Source organism: Mesorhizobium sp. P170090 (assembly GCF_057786115.1).
Genome location: NZ_JBYNWH010000001.1, coordinates 5,078,272 through 5,100,379, shown reverse-complemented (window position 1 = coordinate 5,100,379; position 22,108 = coordinate 5,078,272). Strand labels below are relative to the sequence as shown.

The window sequence follows — 22,108 nt, the reverse complement described above, 5'->3', positions numbered from 1 at the left end:
CGACACAAATTCCGCCCTCAAAGGCAGTTCGTGCAAGTTATCGGACCTCCAGCCCCCCGGATGCTCCGATATTGATTAGGCGTTGCTGCGTGAAGATCTTCGCGCGGCCAAACAGAACAGGACCACATGCAGAAATTGACCGTTGTAACGGCAGCTATTGCTGCCGGAGTAATGACTTTTGCCTTCAGCACGGCCGATGCCGCACCAGTGAGCCAGAGGGCAGACCAGGGCTTCATCGCCGCACCCGCCAAGGCCACCATGACGAAGGCAAACCCGAAAGCAAAAAGGGCAACCACCGCGAAAGTGCGCAAAGCAGCCGTGGTGAAGGCCAGAAAAGCCACGGCCAAGAGGCATTTTAAGCGCAACAGGAAGAGCGTCGACCTGACGACGACCGCATCGATCCGCCCAAGCACCGCTGCGGAGTCGACTGCGGCAGCCGCGCTTGGCGGCCAGTATTCGGCAATCATTGCCCGCTATGCTGCGGCCGAAGGCGTGCCGGTGTCGCTGGCCCAGGCGGTCATTAAGATCGAGAGCAACTACCGGCCGAACATCGTCGGCAGCGCGGGTGAAATCGGCCTGATGCAGATCAAGCCGGCAACGGCGCGGATGATGGGGTATAGCGGCTCGGCCAAGGGTCTGTTCGATCCCGACACCAACATCAAATACGGCATGAAGTACCTTGCCATGGCGCGCAATCTCGGCGGCGGCACCACCTGCGGCACGATCCTGAAATACAATGCCGGCCATGCCGCGACGCGGATGAACCCGGTGTCGGCGGCGTATTGCGGCAAGGTCAAGGTGCAGTTGGCGGCATTGGGATCGCCGGCATAAAGTCTGCTTTTTCATTTGCGTTTTGGAACGTGAACCCCTTTATACGCTGTGCCAGCTGGCCGGGCGGCCGCACCCGCAAAGCCGAAAGGCTGCGGGTGAGGAAAGTCCGGGCTCCATGGAGACACGGTGCCGGTTAATGGCCGGCGGGGGCGACCCCAGGGAAAGTGCCACAGAAAGCAAACCGCCACGATTTATCGGGGCAAGGGTGAAAGGGTGGGGTAAGAGCCCACCGCGCGACTGGCAACAGGAGCGGCACGGTAAACCCCACCGGGAGCAAGACCGAATAGGGACGGTGCGAGGGGAAACCTTCGAGGGCTGTTTCCGGCTCACCGTCCGGGTAGGTTGCGTGAGGCGGATGGCAACATGCGCCCAAGATGAATGGCCGCCACGTTCTCGCCCCGAAAGGGGCGAGGGCCATACAAAACCCGGCTTACAGGCCAGCTGGCAATTTCTCCCCCATATCGCGATTAATCCTTTGGATCAGCAGTCTGCGCCTTCGGGCGCAGCTGGCGATTCAGGTGCTTGAGCGATTGAATCAAGTACGCATGCTGGGGTCGAGACAAACGCATCCTTGGGTAGTGTGCTGAGAGTTCTGCAAATTCGCTGAGAGGGGGCGGTCATGGCAGGCTGGTGATTGTTCACGTCACCTGATTCCCGCGAAGGAACGCCACCATGACCAAGACTGAAGTTAAGACCGCCAGCGCTGCCGTCAAAGACATTTTGCTTTCGAACCCGGATGGATTGCACGAAGTGCTCCGTGCGGTGATGCAGGAGGTGCTTGAGGCCGAGATGGACGAGGCGCTGGGTGCCTCGAAGAGCGAGCGCACGCCCGAACGGCTTGGCTATCGCTCGGGCTATTACGGCCGTACCCTTGTGACGCGGGTCGGCAAGCTCGAGCTGCGGGTTCCGCAGGACCGGGCCGGGCGCTTCTCCACCGAGCTGTTCGAGCGCTACCAGCGTTCCGAGCGGGCCTTGGTGGCGACACTGGCCGAGATGTATGTCCAGGGCGTGTCGACCCGCAAGGTGAAGGCGATCACGGAAGAACTGTGCGGCCATGCCTTCTCGGCCTCGTCGATCTCGGCCATCAACAAGCGGCTGGACGAGAGCCTCGCTGCCTTTGCCAGGCGCCCCCTTCAAGAGCCGTTTCCTTACCTCATCCTCGATGCGCGCTACGAGAAGGTGCGTGAAGCCGGTGTTGTCATGAGCCAGGCGGTGCTGATCGCGGTCGGTATCGACTAGGACGGAAGGCGCCAGATCCTGGCCGTGGAGATGGCCAATCGCGAGAGCCGCTCGGCCTGGAGGGACTTCCTCGTCGGCCTCAAGGCGCGCGGCCTCAAGGGCGTCGAGTTGGTTGTGTCCGACGATCACGCCGGCCTGGTGGCAGCGATCGGCGAGGTGATCCCCGAAGCAGCATGGCAACGCTGCTACGTGCACTTCCTCAGGAACGCGCTCGATCATCTGCCGAGGAAGCACGGCGACGACTGCCTGCAGGAATTGCGCTGGCTCTACGACCGGCGCGATCTCGCAGAGGCCAGGGCTGATCTTGCCGCATGGCTTGCCAAATGGTCGGCACGCTATCCGCGCCTGACAGGCTGGGCCGAGGATGCCATCGAACAAACCCTGACCTTCTTCAGGCTGCCGAGACAGCACCACAAGCATCTCAAATCCACCAACATGCTGGAGCGGCTCAACGAGGAAATCCGCCGGCGCACCTATGTCGTGCGCATCTTCCCCAACACCGAAAGCTGCCTGCGCCTGGTCAGGGCGTTGGCCGTCGAGACCAATGAAAACTGGATGGAGGCCAACCGATACATCAACATGGACGACCTGCGCGAGCACAAGAAGCTCGCTCTGCGCCAAGCCGCATGACCAGCATCATGGCCGCCCCTTTTTGCAGAACTTGACGCACACAACCCATCCTTGAAGCTGGTACGATTTAATCGTACCATGATTGTCATGGTTTGATCAGGAGCGCATCATGGGTCACGTCGACAAACGCAGCATCACGCTTTCGCCGGAACTGGCGGCGGCGGTCGACGATGTCGTGGCCGCCGGCGAATATGCCTCGGCCAGCGAAGTCATCCGTGATGCGCTGCGGCAATGGAAAGACCGCCGCGATCTTCTCGGCTACACGGTCGAGGAATTGCGCAGGCTGGTTCAGGAGGGGATCGACAGCGGACCGGCGGTGGACGGCCAGCCCTTCATGGACCGGCTGCGAGCCAAATATCACAGGATGTCGGAAGCTGCAGGCTCGGAAGAGTGAAATATCGGCTGCTTCTCAGGCGATATCAGATGTCGAAGGCATCGGTGACTACATTGCGGAACATAGCCCAAAGGGAGCCATGCGCCTTGTGGACGCTTTGGAGAGGCGCTGGACACTGCTCACCTTGCACCCGTTCTCAGGTGCGCCGCGCGATGATATCGCGCCCGGCATTCGTCATCTGATCGTCGGCGAATATGTCACTCTGTATCGCATGGGCGAAGACGCGATCGAGATCGTCCGCGTTTTGCACGGCAGGCGCGATATTGGCGCCGATGACTTGGTGACCTAACCGCCAGCTCAGATGCCGATCTTGTCCAGCGATGCCTCGATCGCCTGCCAGAGTTCTTCCACCGGCTCGCAGCCCACCGACAGGCGCACGAAGCCGGGCGGAACCGAATCTCCTCGCTTGGCCCGCCGCTCGGCGGAGGTGTGGACACCCCCGAACGACGTTGCCGCCTGCATCAGCGTGCAGTTGTTGATGAAATCCTCGGCCTTTTCCTGGGAGAGGAGTTCGAAGGACATGAGGAAGCCGAAGCGCTCCATCTGCGCCCGGGCGAGGTTGTGCGACGGGTCGCCCTCCAGCCCGGGGTAGCGCAAGCCGCTAACGGCGCGATGGTTTTTCAGGCGCTTCGCGATCACCTCGGCAGAAGAACACATGCGGTCGAAGCGTACCTCCAGCGTCTCCAGGCCGCGATGCACCAGCCAAGCCTCGAACGGGCCGGGAATGCCGCCCGCGGTCTCGCGCCAGCCGGTGACGTCCGCGATGATGTCTGGATTGCGGCTGGCGACATGGCCGAACAGCACGTCGGAATGCCCGTTGGCCGCCTTGGTGTCGGCAGCAACGACGATGTCGGCGCCGAGATCGAGCGGGCGCTGGCCGAACGGCGTCATCGTGGTGTTGTCGACGACGACGATCGCGCCCGCTTGGTGCGCGGCCTCGGCGACCGCTGTGATGTCGCAAATGTCCAATCGCGGATTTGACGGGGTTTCAACGTAGACAAGGCGGTAGCCGTCGAAGCCGCCGTCGAGGAATGTAGCTGTCGGCCGCAGATCATAGGCGACGCCGAAGGGCTTGAGGAAACGTTCGGCCAGCGCGCGTGTGGCATGGTAGCCGTCCGAAGGCAAAAGCACGCGGTCGCCGGATTTCAACAGGCCGAAAAACACCGCCGAGATTGCCGCCATTCCTGAGGGGAAGCCGACGCATGGCGCGTCTTCGAGATGCGCCAGCATGTGCTCGACTGCATCCCAGGTGGCGTTGCTGTAACGGCCGTACTGACTGTAGCCGGCGCCGTCGCCCGGGTTGTGGAAAATAGCGGCCATGGTCAGCGGCAATGGGATGGGGTCGCCTTTGGCAAGTCCGTCGCGACGCAGATGGGCAAGGGAGGCCGCGCGGGACCTGGCTGTTTCGGACATGGATTTCTGACCTTGTTGCTCAGCGAAAAGACTGACGACGCTATTCGCGGCAGTGATGCGCGGCAAGCCGCTTCCGCTTGGGCCAGCCCGCTCTAAACGGTTCGTTAGGCTTAATGGGAGATAAAGACGGGAGTGTTGTCAGAGCTGCTCTCACCGGTTGTGGCGCGCGCGTTTGTGAAGCCTGTTCCCGTTGACGCCCATAGTGCCCCATGATATCCCATTTCGATACCAAAGCCTTCGTTCCGCGTCAGGGTAAAGCGTACGCCAATCGGGCAGCCGCGGCGGCTGTGCGTTTGCGGGGTTTTGCCGCTGGGATCGAAGCGGATTTTCGGCAGGGGACGCGCTTCGGCGCGGACGAAAACATGGAGAGGGGTGCGGCGGCGGAAGCGGCTGCAGCGTGTCATGGACCGGTTTCTGTCAAGCGCGGTGAACAGGATCGATGCGAAGGGGCGGGTCTCCGTTCCGGCGCATTTCCGCGCTGTCGTGCAGAAACGCGGCTATTCGGAGCTCTACGCGCTGCGCGGCCTGGACGTGCCTGCGATGGATGTCGGCGGGCTCGATCTGCTCGACCGCTACGAGCAGCGCATCGCGCTGGAAGACCCTTTTTTGCAGACGGCGGACGATATGTCGTTCTTCTGCCATGGCGACGGGACGTTCCTGAAGCTCGATCAGGATGGCCGCATCACGATGAGCGATTTCATCCGCGAGCATACGGGCATCACGAGCGAAGTGGCCTTTGTCGGCCGTGGCAATTTCTTTCAAGTTTGGGAGCCTGGACGGCTGGCCGCCTATGGGGCGCAGGCGCGCGCTCGGCTTTTGCAGCTTCGGCAGGGGACGAAGGCTCACGAGGCCAAGGCTGGGGAGCGGCCGGAATGATGGCGGATCACGGCGATGATCTCAGCGCCGTTGGCGGACCGGTCCGCCACATTCCGGTCCTCCTCGCCGAAGTGCTGGAGGCGCTCTCACCCAAAGCCGGCGATGTGATCGTCGACGGCACGTTTGGCGCCGGCGGCTACACCAAGGCGATCCTGGCGAGCGGCGCCTCGGTGGTGGCGATCGATCGCGATCCCGATGCGATTGCCGCCGGGCGCGGCCTGGAACAGCAATCCGGCGGCAGGCTAAGGCTGGTGCAGGCGCCATTTTCGACGCTGGACGAGCAGGTCGAAAGCGCCGACGGCGTTGTCCTCGACATCGGCATTTCCTCCATGCAGGTCGACCAGCCCGAGCGCGGCTTTTCGTTCCGCACCGACGGGCCGCTCGACATGCGCATGGCGCAGGCGGGCTTGAGTGCTGCCGACGTCGTCAATTCGTTCAAGATAGGCGACCTTGCCCGCATCTTCGGCTTCCTCGGCGAAGAGCGGAATGCCGGCCGCATTGCCCGCATGATCGAGTCACGCCGCGAAAAACGTCCGTTCGAGCGCACGCTCGATCTCGCCGACGCCATCGAAACGCATATCGGCCGCGCGCCGAAGGACAAGATTCATCCGGCCACCCGCGTCTTCCAGGCGCTGCGCATTTTCGTCAATGACGAGTTGAGCGAATTGGCCAAGGCTCTGGTGGCGTCGGAGCGGATATTGAAGCCCGGCGGGCGGCTTGCCGTGGTGACGTTCCATTCGCTGGAAGACCGCATCGTCAAGCGCTTCATCGCCGACCGCGCCGACGTCGCCACCGGCTCACGTCATTTGCCCGAGGCGCACGCGCGCACCGCGACCTTCCGCAAGGCCGGTGGCGGCGTGACGGCAGGCGATGCCGAAGTCACTGCCAATCCGCGGGCGCGCTCGGCCAGGCTGCGTGCCGCCATCCGCACCGAGGCGCCAGCGCGCGCCGGTGATCTCACCGTTTTCGGACTTCCAAAACTTCCCGGCATCCAGGCGCCGCGAGAGAGGTGAACACGTGTTTCGAACCAGCGACATAGTCCTGATCGCCGTCATGGTCTCGGCCGCGGCCCTGACCTACAAGGCCAAGCGCGAGGCCGAGGAACAGCTGGCTTCGGTGCAGAAGATCGAGGCGCAGATCCGCTATGAGGAGGACACGATCGACCTGCTCAAGGCCGACTGGAGCCTGCTGACCCAGCCGTCGCGCCTGCAGAAGCTGGCTGAAATCTACAAATCGCAGCTCGCACTCGAGCCGGTCAATGCGCGGCAGATCGTCGGGCTCGACGACCTGCCGGCAAAACCGCTCAACATCGAGGACCTGTCGTCGCAGCGGCTTGGCGGCATGGCCGACAATTCCGGCAAAGGACCAGCCGACAAGGATCCCGTGGTCACCGGAGCCATCGTCCAATGATCGCTGGATTTCCAATGCGCGCCAAACTTCCGTCGGTCGGCAAATTGCTGAAGCGCCGCGCGCGGACCGGCGAGGACGGCTCCATCGTGGTCGAAGGCGCGCGCAAGGCGACCGGCGGCAAGGCCAAGACCCGCATCGTGATGACGATGGCGGTGTTCTTCGGCATCTATTCGACCATCGCCGGGCGGCTGGTCTATCTCGGTTTCCAGTCCCCCGACATGTCGAATGGGCCGCAAAGCCGGGTGACGGCGTCGCGTCCCGATATCGTCGACCGCAACGGCGAGGTGCTGGCGACCGACATCAAGACGGCATCGCTGTTTGCCGAGCCGCGCCGCATCGTCGATGCCGACGAGGCGATCGAAAAGCTGTCGACCATTCTGCCCGACATCGACCCCGAGCAGACCTATCACAAGCTGAAGAGCGGCGCCGGCTTCGTCTGGCTGCAGCGGCAGCTGACGCCCAAGCAGCAGGCCGACATCATGCAGCTCGGCATTCCCGGAATCGGCTTTCGCACCGAAAAGCGCCGCTTCTATCCGGCCGGCGTGACCTCGTCCTACATTGTCGGCCTCACCAACATCGACAATCAGGGCATCTCCGGCATGGAGAAATACATTGACGAGCAGGGCTTAAGCGACCTGCAGGCCTCAGGCCTTGCGATCGCCAAGGATCTGAAGCCGGTTCAGCTGTCGATCGACCTGCGCGTCCAGCATGTGGTGCGCGACGAGATTGCCGCCGGCCTCGAGCGCTATCGGGCCATGGGCGCCGGCGCCGTCGTGCTCAACATCAAGACCGGCGAAGTGGTGGCGATGGCCTCGGTGCCGGATTTCGATCCGAACAATCCCTTCAATGCGCAGGACAAGGATCGGCTGAACCGCATGTCGGCCGGCCTCTACGAGATGGGCTCGACCTTCAAGAGCTTCACCTCGGCCATGGCGCTCGATTCCGGCAAGGCGAACATGAACAGCCGTTTCGACGCCTCGCACCCAATCCGGGTCGGCCATCAGGCCATCCACGATTTCCATGGCAAGAACCGCGTGCTGTCATTGCCGGAGGTGTTCCTTTACTCTTCCAATATCGGATCGGCCCGTGAGGCCGAAATGGTCGGCATCGAGGGGCACCGCGAATTCCTGCATCGCCTTGGCCTTCTGGACAGGATGCAGACCGAACTGCCTGAGGTCGCCCGCCCGACCGAACCGAAGGTCTGGAAGCAGGTCAACTCCTTCACCATCGCCTTCGGCCATGGCGTGTCGACGACGCCGCTGCAGGCGGCCGTCGGCTGCGCGGCGCTGATGCAGGGCTATTTGATCCCGCCGACTTTCCTGGTCCGCAGCGAGCAGGATGCCATGGCGGTGGCCAAGAGAGTGGTCAGCGAAAAGACTGTGGAGGGCATGCGCTACCTCTACACGCTCAATGCCGAGAAAGGCTCGGCCAGAAACGCCAGGACCCCCGGCTACCGCGTTGGCGGCAAGACCGGAACCGCCGAGAAGGTGATCAATGGCCGCTACTCGAAGGAACTGAATTTCAACACCTTCGTCGCCGCCTTCCCGATGGACGATCCGCAGTATCTGGTGTTTACGATCGCCGACGCTCCGCACCCGGAAAAGCCCGGAATGACTGACGTCGCCGCCAACAATGCGGGTGTCATGGCCGGAAACATCATCAGGCGGGCAGCCGCCATGCTTGGCGTGAAGCCAGATTTCAGCCATGAAAATGGCGCAACGCTGGTTTCCTATCAGTGATTCTTAGGGCGCGCCGGCAACTGCGCGCCATTTTGTTGAGATAAACGGGGTTCGATGCACCTGAGAGATTTAGCCGGTATCCTGCCTGTCGAGGGAACATCTTCCCGCGATGTGGAGGTAACCGGGATTTCGTCGGATTCCCGCACGGTCAAGACCGGCGTGGTCTTTTTCGCGCTCGCCGGCAGCAAGGCGGATGGTTCGGCCTATGCCGCCGATGCGGCAAAGCGCGGCGCAGCGGCGGTTGTCGTGGGCAAGGCCGGCGCCATTTCCGGTCTGTCCGTCCCGGTGCTCAGCGTCGACGACCCACGCCTGGCGCTGGCGCTGAGCGCGGCACGTTTCTTCGGCAGCCAGCCGGAGACCATGGTCGCGGTTACCGGCACCGCAGGCAAGACCTCGGTCGCCGCCTTCACCAGGCAGATCTGGGAGCAGGCCGGCTTTGCAGCCGCGTCCATTGGCACCACCGGCGTGGTGGCGCCGGGCCGCAACGATTACGGTTCGTTGACCACACCCGATCCAGTGGCTTTGCACCAGTTGCTCAAGGAATTGGCGGAGGCCGGCGTCACACACGCCTCGATGGAGGCTTCCAGCCATGGTCTCGACCAGCGCCGTCTCGATGGCGTCAAGCTCGCCGCGGGCGGTTTCACCAATCTCGGCCGCGACCATATGGACTATCATCCGACGGTCGAGGACTACCATCGCGCCAAATTGCGCCTGTTCGACACGCTGCTGCCGAAAGGCGCGCCGGCGGTCATCTTTGCCGACGATCCGTGGTCGGCGCCGACCATCCAGGCTGCGCAGGCCGCGGGGCTCAATGTGCTGACTGTCGGCCGCCATGGCGATTTCCTGCGCCTGAAGCGGGTCGAGCACGAGCGCCACCGCCAGCGCGCCGAGGTCGAAGCTGACGGCGTGCTCTACGAGATCGACCTGCCGCTCGCCGGCGACTTCCAGATCGCCAATGCCCTGGTTTCGGCAGGGCTGGCCATTTCCACCGGAACGCCGGTCGCCAAAGCTTTGATGGCATTGGAGAAACTCCAGGGTGCGCCGGGACGGCTCGACCTGGTCGGCGCCACCGCCAATGGCGCGCCCGTCTATGTCGACTATGCCCACAAGCCGGATGCGCTGGAAAATGTACTGGCCGCCGTGCGCCCGTTCACCACCGGCCGCGTCATCGTCGTGTTCGGCTGCGGCGGCGACCGCGACCGGGGCAAGCGGCCGATCATGGGCGGAATCGCCACGCGGCTGGCCGATGTCGTCATCGTCACCGACGACAATCCGCGCTCGGAAGTGCCGGAAACGATCCGTGCCGCGATCCTGGCAACCGCGCCCCGCGCGATTGAAATCGGCGACCGCCGCAAGGCGATCCACGAAGCGGTCGCCATGCTCAAAGCGGGCGATACGCTGATCGTTGCCGGGAAGGGCCATGAAGAGGGCCAGACCATCGGCGCCGAGACGTTTCCCTTCTCCGACCACGAGGAAGTCCGCTCGGCGCTGCGGGAGCGGGCCGCATGAGCGTGCTCTGGACTTCCGAGGCGCTGGTCGACGCCATGGGCGGTCGGCCGCTCGGGCCGATGCCGGAGGGAATTTCGGGGATCTCGATCGACAGCCGCAGCCTGCAGCCGGGCGACGCCTTCTTCGCCATCAAGGGCGAGGCGATGGACGGCCATGACTTCGCGACCGCGGCGATCAAGGCCGGCGCCGGCGTTCTGGTCGTCGCCGAGGGCAAATTGCCGTCGCTTGGGCGGCTGACGGCGCCGATGATCGTCGTGCAGGATGTGCTGGCAGCACTGGAGAAACTCGGTGTTGCCGCCCGCGCCCGTTCCAGCGCAAAAATCATCGCGGTGACCGGATCGGCCGGCAAGACCACCACCAAGGAGGCGCTGCGTCATGTGCTGTCGGCCGTCGGCACGGTGCATGCTTCGGCGCAGTCCTTCAACAATCATTGGGGCGTGCCGCTGACGCTGGCGCGCATGCCCGGCGATTGCGACTATGCGGTGTTCGAGATCGGCATGAACCATCCGGGCGAGATCCGGCCGCTGGTCAAGATGGTCCGGCCACATGTGGCCATCGTCACGATGATCGCCGCGGCGCATCTCGGCTTCTTTAGAAATCTCGACGAGATCGCCAAGGCCAAGGCCGAGATTTTTGAAGGCATCGAGCCCGGCGGTGCGGCCTTGCTCAACCGCGACGATGCGCGATGGAAGCTGCTCGACAAGATGGCGCGAGCCGCCGGCGTCGAACATGTCTTTGGCTTCGGCGAGAATGCACGGTCGACCTACAAGCTGACCAAATGCGAGCTGCATGCCGATCATTCCGACATCACCGCCAGGATCGGCGGGCAGGATGTGACGGCGCGCATCGGCGCGCCCGGCCGCCACATGGTACAGAACGTCCTGGCGGTGCTCGGCGCCGCGCATTTGGTTGAAGCCGACATCGCAAAGGTGGCGGAAGCGCTGGCCGATCTCTCCGCCGAACGCGGCCGTGGCAAGCGCCATGTGCTGCGCCATCCCAAGGGACTGATCACACTGATCGACGAGAGCTACAACGCCAATCCGGCCTCGATGGCTGCTGCCATGGCGCTGCTCAATGCGACGCCTGTCACGGGCGAGGGCCGGCGCATCGCCGTGCTCGGCGACATGCTCGAACTCGGCGACCATTCGGCCAAGCTGCATGCAGCCCTGGCCGAACTGATCGTCGGGACCGGCACGCACACGGTCTTTCTCGGCGGCCCGGAAATGCGGGCGCTGGCAGACATCCTGCCCGACGAGATCAAAACGGAATACCGCGCCGGCGCCGAGGAATTGAAGCCGCTGCTGCTGTCGACGCTGGAGGCCGGCGACGTGGTGATGATCAAATCGTCGAAAGGCATCGGCTTTTCAAAGCTGGTCGAGGCCTTGCTCGGCAAATATCCGGCGGAAGCCGCAGGCACGAAACAGAACTAGTCCGGGGAACGGAATCGTATGTTTACATTGCTCGTCGATTTTGCGGACAAGGTCTCGGTCTTCAATGTCTTCCGCTACATAACTTTCCGCACCGGCGGTGCGCTGATCACCTCGGCGCTGATCGTCTTCATCTTCGGGCCGACCATCATCAATTCGCTTAGGCTGCGGCAAGGCAAGGGCCAGCCGATCCGCGCCGATGGCCCGCAGACGCATTTCAAGAAGGCCGGCACGCCGACGATGGGCGGGCTGATGATCCTGTGCGGCATCGTCGGCTCGTCGCTTCTATGGGCGAACCTCTCCTCGATCTATGTCTGGGTGGTGCTCTTGGTGACGCTGGGCTTCGGTTCGATCGGCTTTTACGACGACTATCTCAAGGTAACCAAGCAGTCGCATCTCGGCTTTTCCGGCAAGGCGCGGCTGGCGTTGGAATTCGTCATCGCCGGCATCGCCGCCTGGGCGATCATGCATAATGGCCAGGCGCCGTTCTCGTCGTCGCTGACCTTCCCCTTCGCCAAGGAATTCATCATCAATCTCGGCTGGTTCTTCGTGCCGTTCTCTTGCTTCGTCATTGTCGGCGCCGGCAATGCGGTGAATTTGACCGATGGCCTCGACGGGCTGGCGATCGTGCCGATCATGATTGCGGCGGCATCCTTTGGCGTCATCGCCTACCTCTCCGGCAATGCGGTGTTCGCCGAATATCTGCAGATCCATTTCGTGCCCGGCACCGGCGAGCTGGCTGTCGTGCTTGGCGCCGTCATCGGCGCCGGCCTCGGCTTCCTCTGGTTCAACGCCCCGCCGGCGGCGATCTTCATGGGCGACACCGGTTCGCTGGCCATGGGTGGCCTGATCGGTACGGTCGCGGTCGCCACCAAGCACGAGATCGTGCTGGTCATCGTCGGCGGATTGTTTGTCGTGGAAATCCTGTCGGTCATCATTCAGGTCGGCTACTTCAAGATGACCGGCAAGCGCGTGTTCCTGATGGCGCCGATCCATCATCATTTCGAAAAGCTCGGCTGGACCGAAAGCCAGGTGGTGATCCGCTTCTGGATCATCGCCGTCATCCTGGCGCTGGTCGGCCTGTCGACCCTCAAGCTGAGATAGGAACCCGCTTGATCCCCGCCGCATCCTTTTCGGGCAAACGCGTTTCGCTCTTCGGCCTCGGTGGCTCGGGGATCGCCACGGCGCGCGCGCTGATCGAGGGCGGCGCCGACGTGCTCGCCTGGGACGACAATCCCGATAGCGTCGCCAAGGCCGCTGGCCAAGGCATTGCGACCGCCGATCTGCGCGGCGCCGACTGGTCGAAATTCTCGGCCTTCGTGCTCTCGCCCGGCGTGCCGCTGACGCATCCCAAGCCGCACTGGACGGTGGAGTTGGCGCGTGGCTCCGGCGTCGAGGTGATCGGCGATATCGAATTGTTCTGCCGCGAGCGGATTGCGCGCGCGCCTGATGCGCCGTTCATCGCTATCACCGGCACCAACGGCAAGTCGACGACCACGGCGCTGACCGCGCATATCCTCAAATCGGCAGGGCGCGACACGCAGATGGGCGGCAATATCGGCCGGGCCATCATGACGCTCGATCCACCGCAGGCTGACCGGGACTATGTCGTCGAGTGTTCGTCCTACCAGATCGATCTCGCGCCCTCGATCAACCCGACGGCCGGCATCCTGCTCAACCTGACGCCCGACCATCTCGACCGCCACGGCACCATGCAGCACTACGCTTCGATCAAGGAGCGGCTGGTCGCCGGCAGCGAGACAGCCATTGTCGGCGTCGACGATAGCTGGTGCGCGCAGATCGCCGACCGGCTGGAGAGGGCGGGCCGACAGGTGATCCGCATCTCCAAGCGGCTGCCGCTGACCGACGGTTATTTCGCCGATGGCTCCGATCTGATGGAAGCCGTGCATGGCCGTTACAGCCGCGTCGCCTTCCTCGAAGGCATCGGTTCGTTGCGCGGCCAGCACAATGCGCAGAACGCGCTTGCCGCCGTCGCCGCCTGCCTCAGGGTCGGCTTGAGCCTCGGCAAGATCCAGGCGGGACTGGAAAGCTTTCCCGGGTTGGCGCATCGCATGGAGCAGGTCGGCCGCAAGGATCATGTGCTGTTCGTCAACGATTCCAAGGCGACCAATGCCGATGCGGCGGCACCGGCGCTGTCGAGTTTTTCGCGCATTTACTGGATCGCCGGCGGACTGCCCAAGGAAGGCGGCATCGAGCCGCTGCGCGGTTTCTTCCCGCGCGTCGCCAAGGCCTATCTGATCGGCGAGGCGGCGCCCGCATTCTCGGCGACGCTCGGCGAAGCCGTGCCCTATGAAATCTCGGGCACCCTGGCCGCCGCGGTCGACCATGCCGCGAAAGACTCGGCCAAGGATGACAACGGCGAGGTGGTGGTACTGCTGTCGCCGGCCTGCGCCAGTTTCGACCAGTTCAAGAATTTCGAAGTTCGCGGCGAAGCCTTCAGGCAAGCTGCGAATGCTATCGAGGGCGTGAAACCCATCGGAGGGGCACGATAATGCAAAGCCGTCTCGACAAAAGCCCGGTTGCAACCTGGTGGTGGACGATCGATCGCTGGTTCCTGGCGGCGTTCCTGTCGCTGATGGGGCTTGGCATCGTCTTGTCCTTTGCGGCAAGCCCGGCGGTGGCCGAACGCATCGGCCTCGACAGTTTCCACTTTGCCACCAGGCAGATCATCTTCACCGTGCCGGCGCTCGGCGTGATGCTGGCAGTGTCCTTCCTGGAATCGCGGCAGATCCGGCGCATGGCGCTGATCATCCTGGGGATCATGCTGGTGCTGATGGTCGCCGTGCTCTATATCGGCGTCGAGGTGAAAGGCGCGCGGCGCTGGGTGTCGTTTGTCGGCATGTCGATCCAGCCGTCGGAATTTCTGAAACCCGCCTTCGTCATCGTCTGCGCCTGGCTGTTCGCCGAACACAAGCGCCAGCCCGACATTCCGGGCAATTTGTTTGCCATGCTGCTGCTGATCCTGGTCATCTCGCTTCTGGTGGCGCAGCCCGATCTCGGCCAGACCATGCTGGTGACCGGCACCTGGGGCGTCATGTTCTTCATGGCCGGCCTGCCCTGGCTATGGATCATCGCGCTTGGCGCCACCGGCGCCGGCGGCCTGTTTGCCGCTTATACGGTGTTCCCGCACGTCGCCGCCCGCATCGACAAATTCCTGACCGGCGAAGGCGACACGTTCCAGGTCGACATGGGCCGCGAGGCGCTGATCAACGGCCACTGGTTCGGCGTCGGGCCGGGCGAGGGCACGGTCAAGCGGGTCATTCCCGACGCGCATGCCGACTTCGTCTTTTCGGTCGCCGGCGAAGAGTTCGGGCTGATCATGTGCTTCTTCATCATGTCGATCTTCGCCTTCATCGTGCTGCGCGGCCTCAGCACGGCGCTGAAGGAACATGATGATTTCACCCGCTACGCCGTCGGCGGTCTCGTCACCGTGTTCGGCCTGCAGTCGGTCATCAACATGTGCGTCAACCTGCAACTGATGCCGGCCAAGGGCATGACGCTGCCTTTCATCTCCTATGGCGGCTCCTCGCAGATCGCCATTGCCATCTCGATGGGCATGGTGCTGGCGCTGACCCGCAAGCGACCGGAAAAGCGCAAGCAGATGGGCTTTGCCCTGTCGCAGCGCGCCCTGCCGGCGGAGTGATATGGCGCGGGGTGTCATCCTTCTCGCGGCGGGCGGAACAGGCGGACATTTGTTTCCGGCCGAGGCGCTGGCGCATGAGCTGATCGAGCGCGGCTGGAGCGTGCATCTGGCGACGGACGACCGCGCCGAGCGCTTTGCCGGCCATTTCCCGGCCGCCGCCATCCATCCGATCCAGTCGGCGACGATGGGCTCGAAAAACCCTGTCGCGCTGCTTGGCGCGTTCTGGAAGATCTGGCGCGGCGTGCGCCAGGCCTCCGCCGTCATCGCCAGGATCAAGCCTGATGCGGTCGTCGGCTTTGGCGGTTATCCGACCTTGCCACCGCTCTATGCCGCGACACGGCGCAAGCTGCCGACGCTGATCCATGAGCAGAACGCAGTGATGGGCCGCGCCAACCGGGCGCTGTCCGGGCGCGTCGATGCCATCGCCGGCGGATTCCTGCCGCAAGATGAAAGCGCCACAGGCGCCAAGACGGTGACGACAGGCAATCCGGTCAGGCCGCCAATCCTGGAGGCGGCCAAGACGCCCTACACCGCATCCAAAGGGGCGGATCCGTTCAGGCTCCTGGTGTTCGGTGGCAGCCAGGGCGCGCAGTTCTTTTCCGACGCCATGCCGACGGCGATCGCACTTCTGCCGGAGGCGCAGCGCAAGCGGCTGGTGATCACCCAGCAGGCCCGCGCCGACGACGTGGCGCGGGTGAAGGCCGGCTATGCGGCACTCGGCGTCCATGTCGAGGTCTCGCCCTTCTTCACCGATATGGCACAGCGCATGGGCGCGGCGCATCTGGTAATCTCGCGCTCCGGCGCCTCGACGGTTTCGGAGATCGCCGTCATCGGCCGGCCGGCGCTGCTGGTGCCTTATCCCTATGCGCTGGATCACGATCAGGCGGCGAACGCAGCCGCCCTTGCCGCGGCGGGCGGCGGCGAGGTGCATCCGCAATCGTCACTGTCGCCGGAGCGCATCGCGGCTCTCATTGGCGGGCTGATGGACACTCCCGAGCGGCTGACGGCCATGGCTGCCGGAGCGAAGTCGGCTGGCCGGCCGAACGCGGCACGGTTGCTCGCTGATCTCACAGAGGCTATTGCGTCCAGAAAAACCGTTTCGGATTTCAGGAAAGGGACGCATTGATGAAGATGCCGCAGACCATCGGCCTTGTGCATTTCATCGGCATTGGCGGCATCGGCATGAGCGGCATCGCCGAGGTTCTGCACAATCTCGGCTACAAGGTGCAGGGTTCGGACCAGGCCGACAGCGCCAATGTCCAGCGGCTGCGCGACAAGGGCATCGAATGCTTTGTCGGCCACAAGGCCGAGAATATCGGCGCGGCCGAAGTGGTGGTCGTCTCCACCGCGATCAAGAAATCCAATCCCGAGCTGAAGGCCGCGCGCGAAAAACTGCTGCCGATCGTGCGCCGGGCCGAGATGCTGGCCGAACTGATGCGCTTCCGCCAGGCGGTCGCGATCGGTGGCACGCATGGCAAGACCACAACCACGTCGATGGTGGCGACGCTGCTCGATGCCGGCGGGCTCGACCCGACGGTGATCAATGGCGGCATCATCAATGCCTATGGCACCAATGCCCGTATGGGCGATGGCGAGTGGATGGTGGTCGAAGCCGACGAAAGCGACGGCACCTTCCTCAAGCTGCCGGCCGAGATCGCCGTCGTCACAAACATCGATCCCGAGCATCTGGACCATTATGGCAGTTTCGACAAGGTGCGCGAGGCGTTCCGGCAATTCGTCGAGAACGTGCCGTTCTACGGTTTTGGCGTGATGTGCACCGACCATCCGGAAGTACAGGCGCTGGTCAGCCGCATCGAGGACCGCCGCGTCATCACCTATGGCGAGAACGCGCAGGCCGATGTGCGTTTCACCAACCACCGGATGGCCGGTGCCGTCTCGGCATTCGACGTGGTGATCCGCGACCGCAAGACCGGCGGCCAGACGACGATATCGGATCTGCGGCTGCCGATGCCCGGCCGCCACAACGTCTCCAACGCCACCGCCGCAATTGCGGTCGCGCATGAACTCGGCCTATCGGCCGAAGCGATCAAGAAAGGGCTGTCGTCCTTTGCCGGCGTCAAGCGGCGCTTCACCCACACCGGCTCGTGGAACGGCGTCGACATCTTCGACGATTACGGCCACCACCCGGTCGAGATCACGGCGGTGTTGAAAGCGGCGCGCAGCGCCACCAAGGGCCGCGTCATCGCCATTGCGCAGCCGCACCGCTTCACCCGGCTGCACGATCTGTTCGACGAGTTTTCGGTCTGTTTCAACGATGCCGACACGGTGATGGTGGCGCCGGTCTATGCGGCGGGCGAGGAGCTGATCGACGGCGTGACCTCGGAGGCGCTGGTGTCGCGCATCCGCTCCGGGGGCCATCGCGATGCGCGCTACGTCGAAACCCCTGCCGCGATTTCGCCCGTCATCCGCGCGTTGGCGAAACCGGGCGACTTCGTCATCTTCCTGGGCGCCGGCAACATCACCCAATGGGCCTATGCGCTGCCTGGGGAACTCGGCGGTACCGTCTCATGATGCGCGGCCAGGACCTGCTCGACAAACTTGGCGACCGGCTTGCCGGCCTGCGCGGCCGCATCACGCCCAATGCCGAGATGGACAAGATCACCTGGTTCCGCGCCGGCGGTCTGGCGGACGCCCTGTTCCAGCCGGCCGACGAGGAGGATCTGGCTGCCTTCCTGCGCGCCGTGCCGGAGGACATCCCGCTCACCATCGTCGGTGTCGGCTCCAACCTCCTGGTGCGCGACGGCGGCATTCCGGGTTTCGTCATCCGGCTTTCGGCCAAGGGCTTTGGCGAAGCCGAGGTGGTTTCGCCGACCGTCATCAAGGCCGGTGCTGCGACGCCCGACAAGCGCGTCGCGGCCGTCGCTTATGAGGCCGGTATTGGCGGCTTTCATTTCTATCACGGCATTCCCGGCGCCATCGGCGGGGCGCTGAGGATGAATGCCGGCGCCAATGGCGTCGAGACGCGGGAACGTGTCGTCGAGGTTCGGGCGCTCGACCGCAAGGGCAATCTCCACACCCTCAGCAATGAAGACATGGGCTATGCCTATCGTCACTCGGCCGCACCTGCCGGGCTGATCTTCACCTCCGCCGTTTTCGAAGGTGTTCTGGAAGACCAGGAGGCGATCAAGGCGGCCATGGACGCCGTCCAGACGCATCGCGAGACGGTGCAGCCGATCCGCGAGAAGACCGGCGGCTCGACCTTCAAGAATCCGGAAGGCACCTCGGCCTGGAAGGAAATCGACAAGGCCGGCTGCCGCGGGCTGATGATCGGCGGCGCGCAGATGTCGCCGATGCACTGCAACTTCATGATCAACACCGGAACAGCGACCGGATACGACCTCGAATATCTCGGCGAGACGGTGCGCGCCCGCGTGCTTGAAAATTCAGGCATCCGCCTGCAGTGGGAAATCAAGCGGCTCGGCAATTTCCGCCCCGGCCATGCCGTGCAGGAATTCCTCGGACAGCTTCTTTAGCGCAAGCTGAAGTTCATGTGATGCTTGAACTTCAAACGGTCTGAAACAACAGCGCCACCGTTGCTCCAAAGACTCACAACACGCTTTTTCCGGCCGTTTTCGCGGAAAGTGAATCTGTCGGAATCATAAGCACTTGCCAGCGAATCAACTCTCTGATTCTCTGCCTTAAAGCGTTTCCTGATTTGAGTCGTTCGACGCGTCGACCGCGTTTTCCGTCTGGGGGGGCAACCTGCCGGGAGACTCGGACTCAATCTGGTCGCTGAATGCGTGGTTGCGGGCCCGCCGTGAGAGGGATGACGGGATATGAAGAACAAGCATGTGGCTGTCCTCCTGGGCGGATTCTCGTCCGAGCGGCCCGTGTCTCTGTCTTCGGGAAAGGCGTGTGCGGATGCGCTTGAGAATGAAGGCTACCAGGTTACCCGCGTCGATGTTGCGCGCGATGTCGGCGCCGTGCTCACCGAACTCAAGCCCGATGTCGTCTTCAACGCACTGCACGGCCCGTTCGGTGAAGACGGCACCATCCAGGGCATCCTCGAATATCTGGCCATTCCCTACACCCATTCGGGCGTGCTCGCCTCGGCGCTCGCCATGAACAAGGAGCAAGCCAAGAAGGTCGCCAAGGCTGCCGGCATCGCGGTGGCGGAATCGAAGGTTGCCAGCCGCTTTGCCATCCAGAACAAGCATCCGATGAAGCCGCCCTACGTGGTCAAGCCGGTCAATGAAGGCTCAAGCTTCGGCGTCGTCATCGTGCATGAAGGGCAGTCGCATCCGCCGCAGGTCATCGGCTCGTCCGAATGGAAATATGGCGAGACCGTCATGGTCGAGCGCTACATCCATGGGCGCGAGCTGACCTGCGCCGTCATGGGCGACGTGGCGCTCGGCGTCTGCGAGATCATTCCGACCGGCCATTCCTTCTACGACTATGATTCAAAATACGTCGCCGGCGGATCAAAACACGAAATCCCTGCTAAAATTTCATCAAATATTTACCAAAAAATACAGACACTGGCGCTCAAGGCACATCTGGCTATCGGCTGCCGGGGCGTTTCCCGATCGGACTTCCGCTATGACGACCGTCACTCCGAAAACGGCGAGATTGTCTGGCTCGAGATCAACACTCAGCCGGGCATGACGCCGACGTCTTTGGTGCCTGAAATCGCCGCCCAGGCCGGGCACTCGTTTGGCAAATTGTTGAGTTGGATGGTGGAGGACGCTTCGTGTCTGCGTTGAAATGGGGACAGGACAAGGGCAGGGGCGGCGCCGGGCCGGCGCTGTTCGGCATGCCGTTGTCGTTCGACCATTTCGTGCTGCCGCGCGTGCTGCGCCGGCCGGTGCGCGTGCTGGCGCGCCTGGGCGGCGGCGACTTCGTCGCGCCGCGCTTTTCCGCGGCCATCCTGTCGGCTTCGCTCATTGCATCAAGCAGCCTCTATGGCGCCATTCTCGGCGGTCATGCCGACGACATCGTCCAGAGCATCACCGCCCGGACCGGCTTTGCCGTCGACCAGATCAAGGTGGTCGGCAACCGCCAGACTTCGGAGATCGACATATTGGACCGGCTCGAGCTCGACGGCTGGACGTCACTGATCGGCTTCGATGCCGAGGCCGCGCGTGAACGTATTGATACCTTGCCCTGGGTCGAAGTGGCGGCGGTGCGCAAGGTCTATCCACATACGCTGGAAGTGCGTGTCGAGGAGCGCGAGCCCTTCGCGCTCTGGCAGCAGGGCGCGGAGCTTTCGGTCATCGAACGCTCCGGCGCGGTGATCGCGCCGTTCTCCGGCGGCAAGCAGGCGCTGCTGCCGCTGATCATCGGCACCGGCGCACCGGCCAAGGCGCCCGACTTCGTGGCCAAGATCAAGAAATTTCCCGAGCTCGCGGCTCGGGTCAAAGGCTATATCCGCATCGGCGAACGGCGTTGGGACCTGAAGCTGGAAAACGGCATCACGATCAAGCTGCCCGAGGATGGCGAGGATCAGGCGATCGCCGACCTGGTTCGGATGGACCACGACAACGGGCTTCTGACGCGGGACATCGCCGCCGTCGACATGCGCATCTCCGATCGCCTGGTGGTGCAGCTGACGCCGGAAGCGGCGACGCAGCGCCAGGCCGCGCTCAATGAAAAGCCGCAAAATCTGAAGCGCAAGTCGGGGACGAAGATATGAGCTGGCTTGGCGGCAACAGCGATGCCTCTTCGCGGCGTTCCGGCACGCTCACCGTGCTGGATGTCGGCTCGAGCAAGGTTTGCTGCGTGGTGGCGAAACTGAAGCCGCGCGAGGACGGCAAGCTGTTGCGCGGCCGCTCGCACCGCATCCAGGTAATCGGCATCGGCCACCAGAAATCGCAAGGCGTGAAGTCGGGCGTGGTCGTCGATCTCGACCGTGCGGAGCACGCCATTCGCCTGTCCGTCGACGCCGCCGAACGCATGGCGGGACTGACGGTGGATTCGCTGATCGTCAACATGACGGCGGGCCGGCTGAAGAGCGAAACCTATTCGGCCACGATCAATCTCGGTGGCCATCAGGCCGACGAAGCCGACATCAAGCGCGTGCTTGCCGCCGGCGCCAAGCAGGCGCTCAAGGCCGAACGCGACGTGATCCATTCGCTGCCCGTCGGCTTTTCGCTGGACGCCGAGCGCGGCGTGCGCGATCCGCGCGGCATGGTCGGCGACCAGCTCGGCGTCGATATGCATGTGCTGACGGGCGATGCCGCGCCGCTGCGCAATCTGGAGCTCTGCATCAACCGCTCGCATCTTTCGGTCGAGCGCATGGTGGCGACGCCCTATGCCAGCGGGCTTGCGGCCCTGGTCGACGACGAACTGGAAATGGGTGCGGCCTGCATCGACATGGGCGGCGGCACGACGACCATCTCGGTGTTTTCGGAAGGCAAATTCGTCCACGCCGATGCCATTGCCATCGGCGGCAATCATGTGACGCTCGATATGGCCAAGGGCCTGTCGACCTCGCTCGACGCCGCGGAGCGGCTGAAGGTGATGCATGGTTCGGCGCTGCCTGGCAGTGCCGACGATCGCGACCTGGTCTCGATCCAGCCGATCGGCGAAGACGGCGAGATGCCGCTGCAGATCCCGCGCTCGGTGATGACGCGCGTCATCCGCGCCCGCATCGACGAGACGCTGGAACTGTTGCGCGACCGGCTGAACAAGTCGGGCTACGGCAATGCCGTGGGAAAACGCGTCGTGCTGACCGGCGGCGCCAGCCAGCTTGCGGGTCTCCCCGAGGCGGCGCGCCGCATTCTGGGACGCAATGTGCGCATCGGACGCCCGCTCGGCGTGGCGGGCCTGCCGGAAGCTGCCAAGGGGCCGGCTTTCTCGACGGCGGTCGGGCTGCTGATCTATCCGCAGATGGCGAGCTTCGAGAGCCATCCGGCGAAAGGAATTTCCGGTCTCAGGATGACCGGGACGGGCGGAAAACTGCATCGCATGAGTCAGTGGTTGAGAGACAGTTTCTAATTGACGGGGACAGCCCCAT

The 22,108-nt window shown here is 63.7% G+C and carries 19 protein-coding genes, 1 other RNA gene and 1 pseudogene; 20 read left to right on the top strand and 1 reads right to left on the bottom strand.

Annotation, left to right across the window (positions count from 1 at the left end):
- Positions 1-126 precede the first annotated feature (126 nt).
- From AC3EML_RS24750 to AC3EML_RS24730, 5 genes and pseudogenes are all read left to right on the top strand, one after another.
- On the top strand, positions 127-831 hold the full coding sequence (locus tag AC3EML_RS24750; protein WP_023729353.1) for a lytic transglycosylase domain-containing protein: 705 nt from the start codon (positions 127-129) through the stop codon (positions 829-831).
- Between the two features lie 51 nt (positions 832-882).
- An RNA gene (gene rnpB / locus AC3EML_RS24745) (RNase P RNA component class A) lies at positions 883-1,280 on the top strand.
- A gap of 223 nt (positions 1,281-1,503) precedes the next feature.
- A pseudogene (locus tag AC3EML_RS24740) lies at positions 1,504-2,700 on the top strand (IS256 family transposase).
- A gap of 109 nt (positions 2,701-2,809) precedes the next feature.
- The gene (locus tag AC3EML_RS24735) at positions 2,810-3,094 is read left to right on the top strand and encodes a type II toxin-antitoxin system ParD family antitoxin (RefSeq protein WP_023668264.1); all 285 of its coding nucleotides are present in this window, start codon (positions 2,810-2,812) and stop codon (positions 3,092-3,094) included.
- Positions 3,057-3,383 carry a type II toxin-antitoxin system RelE/ParE family toxin gene (locus AC3EML_RS24730; RefSeq protein ID WP_352522181.1) on the top strand — a complete coding sequence of 109 codons (327 nt, stop codon included), beginning with the start codon at positions 3,057-3,059 and terminating at the stop codon, positions 3,381-3,383. Before AC3EML_RS24735 ends, AC3EML_RS24730 begins: the two co-directional genes overlap by 38 nt.
- Before the next feature lie 8 nt (positions 3,384-3,391).
- Here AC3EML_RS24730 and AC3EML_RS24725 read toward each other — a convergent pair whose 3' ends face one another.
- Complete coding sequence (locus tag AC3EML_RS24725; RefSeq protein WP_023690869.1) at positions 3,392-4,507, bottom strand: cystathionine gamma-lyase; 1,116 nt, start codon at positions 4,505-4,507, stop codon at positions 3,392-3,394.
- Positions 4,508-4,909: 402 nt separating this feature from the next.
- On the opposite strand from AC3EML_RS24725, the gene mraZ reads away from it, so the two are divergent.
- The 15 genes from mraZ (at position 4,910) to ftsA (ending at position 22,089) form a co-directional block, all read left to right on the top strand.
- Positions 4,910-5,383, top strand: coding sequence for a division/cell wall cluster transcriptional repressor MraZ (mraZ, locus tag AC3EML_RS24720; RefSeq protein ID WP_023682144.1), 474 nt, complete (start codon positions 4,910-4,912; stop codon positions 5,381-5,383).
- A complete protein-coding gene (rsmH, locus tag AC3EML_RS24715; RefSeq protein ID WP_352522179.1) occupies positions 5,380-6,396 on the top strand; it encodes a 16S rRNA (cytosine(1402)-N(4))-methyltransferase RsmH in 1,017 nt (338 codons plus the stop codon). The genes mraZ and rsmH overlap by 4 nt, the downstream gene beginning before the upstream one ends.
- Before the next feature lie 4 nt (positions 6,397-6,400).
- On the top strand, positions 6,401-6,793 hold the full coding sequence (gene ftsL, locus AC3EML_RS24710; RefSeq protein ID WP_023682142.1) for a cell division protein FtsL: 393 nt from the start codon (positions 6,401-6,403) through the stop codon (positions 6,791-6,793).
- 14 nt (positions 6,794-6,807) lie between these two features.
- Positions 6,808-8,532: a peptidoglycan D,D-transpeptidase FtsI family protein gene (locus tag AC3EML_RS24705; RefSeq protein ID WP_352522178.1), complete on the top strand. Its 1,725-nt coding sequence runs from the start codon at positions 6,808-6,810 to the stop codon at positions 8,530-8,532.
- Between the two features lie 54 nt (positions 8,533-8,586).
- Positions 8,587-10,041 (top strand): UDP-N-acetylmuramoyl-L-alanyl-D-glutamate--2,6-diaminopimelate ligase, encoded by a 1,455-nt coding sequence (locus AC3EML_RS24700; RefSeq protein ID WP_352522177.1) that lies wholly within the window; start codon positions 8,587-8,589, stop codon positions 10,039-10,041.
- Positions 10,038-11,471 (top strand): UDP-N-acetylmuramoylalanyl-D-glutamyl-2,6-diaminopimelate--D-alanyl-D-alanine ligase, encoded by a 1,434-nt coding sequence (locus AC3EML_RS24695; protein ID WP_352522176.1) that lies wholly within the window; start codon positions 10,038-10,040, stop codon positions 11,469-11,471. Before AC3EML_RS24700 ends, AC3EML_RS24695 begins: the two co-directional genes overlap by 4 nt.
- An 18-nt stretch (positions 11,472-11,489) precedes the next feature.
- The gene (gene mraY, locus AC3EML_RS24690) at positions 11,490-12,572 is read left to right on the top strand and encodes a phospho-N-acetylmuramoyl-pentapeptide-transferase (protein ID WP_023668273.1); all 1,083 of its coding nucleotides are present in this window, start codon (positions 11,490-11,492) and stop codon (positions 12,570-12,572) included.
- 8 nt (positions 12,573-12,580) lie between these two features.
- Entirely contained in the window at positions 12,581-13,981 is a 1,401-nt protein-coding gene (gene murD / locus AC3EML_RS24685) for a UDP-N-acetylmuramoyl-L-alanine--D-glutamate ligase (protein WP_352522175.1), read from the top strand.
- Positions 13,981-15,132 (top strand): putative lipid II flippase FtsW, encoded by a 1,152-nt coding sequence (gene ftsW / locus AC3EML_RS24680; protein ID WP_023668275.1) that lies wholly within the window; start codon positions 13,981-13,983, stop codon positions 15,130-15,132. Before murD ends, ftsW begins: the two co-directional genes overlap by 1 nt.
- A gap of 1 nt (position 15,133) precedes the next feature.
- Positions 15,134-16,258: an undecaprenyldiphospho-muramoylpentapeptide beta-N-acetylglucosaminyltransferase gene (murG, locus tag AC3EML_RS24675; protein ID WP_023821777.1), complete on the top strand. Its 1,125-nt coding sequence runs from the start codon at positions 15,134-15,136 to the stop codon at positions 16,256-16,258.
- Entirely contained in the window at positions 16,258-17,664 is a 1,407-nt protein-coding gene (gene murC / locus AC3EML_RS24670) for a UDP-N-acetylmuramate--L-alanine ligase (protein ID WP_352522174.1), read from the top strand. Before murG ends, murC begins: the two co-directional genes overlap by 1 nt.
- Positions 17,661-18,626 (top strand): UDP-N-acetylmuramate dehydrogenase, encoded by a 966-nt coding sequence (gene murB, locus AC3EML_RS24665; protein WP_027050618.1) that lies wholly within the window; start codon positions 17,661-17,663, stop codon positions 18,624-18,626. The genes murC and murB overlap by 4 nt, the downstream gene beginning before the upstream one ends.
- 303 nt (positions 18,627-18,929) lie before the next feature.
- Entirely contained in the window at positions 18,930-19,856 is a 927-nt protein-coding gene (locus AC3EML_RS24660; RefSeq protein ID WP_023744604.1) for a D-alanine--D-alanine ligase, read from the top strand.
- Positions 19,844-20,785 (top strand): cell division protein FtsQ/DivIB, encoded by a 942-nt coding sequence (locus AC3EML_RS24655; protein ID WP_023725356.1) that lies wholly within the window; start codon positions 19,844-19,846, stop codon positions 20,783-20,785. Before AC3EML_RS24660 ends, AC3EML_RS24655 begins: the two co-directional genes overlap by 13 nt.
- Complete coding sequence (gene ftsA / locus AC3EML_RS24650) at positions 20,782-22,089, top strand: cell division protein FtsA (RefSeq protein ID WP_023688034.1); 1,308 nt, start codon at positions 20,782-20,784, stop codon at positions 22,087-22,089. The genes AC3EML_RS24655 and ftsA overlap by 4 nt, the downstream gene beginning before the upstream one ends.
- Positions 22,090-22,108 lie beyond the last annotated feature (19 nt).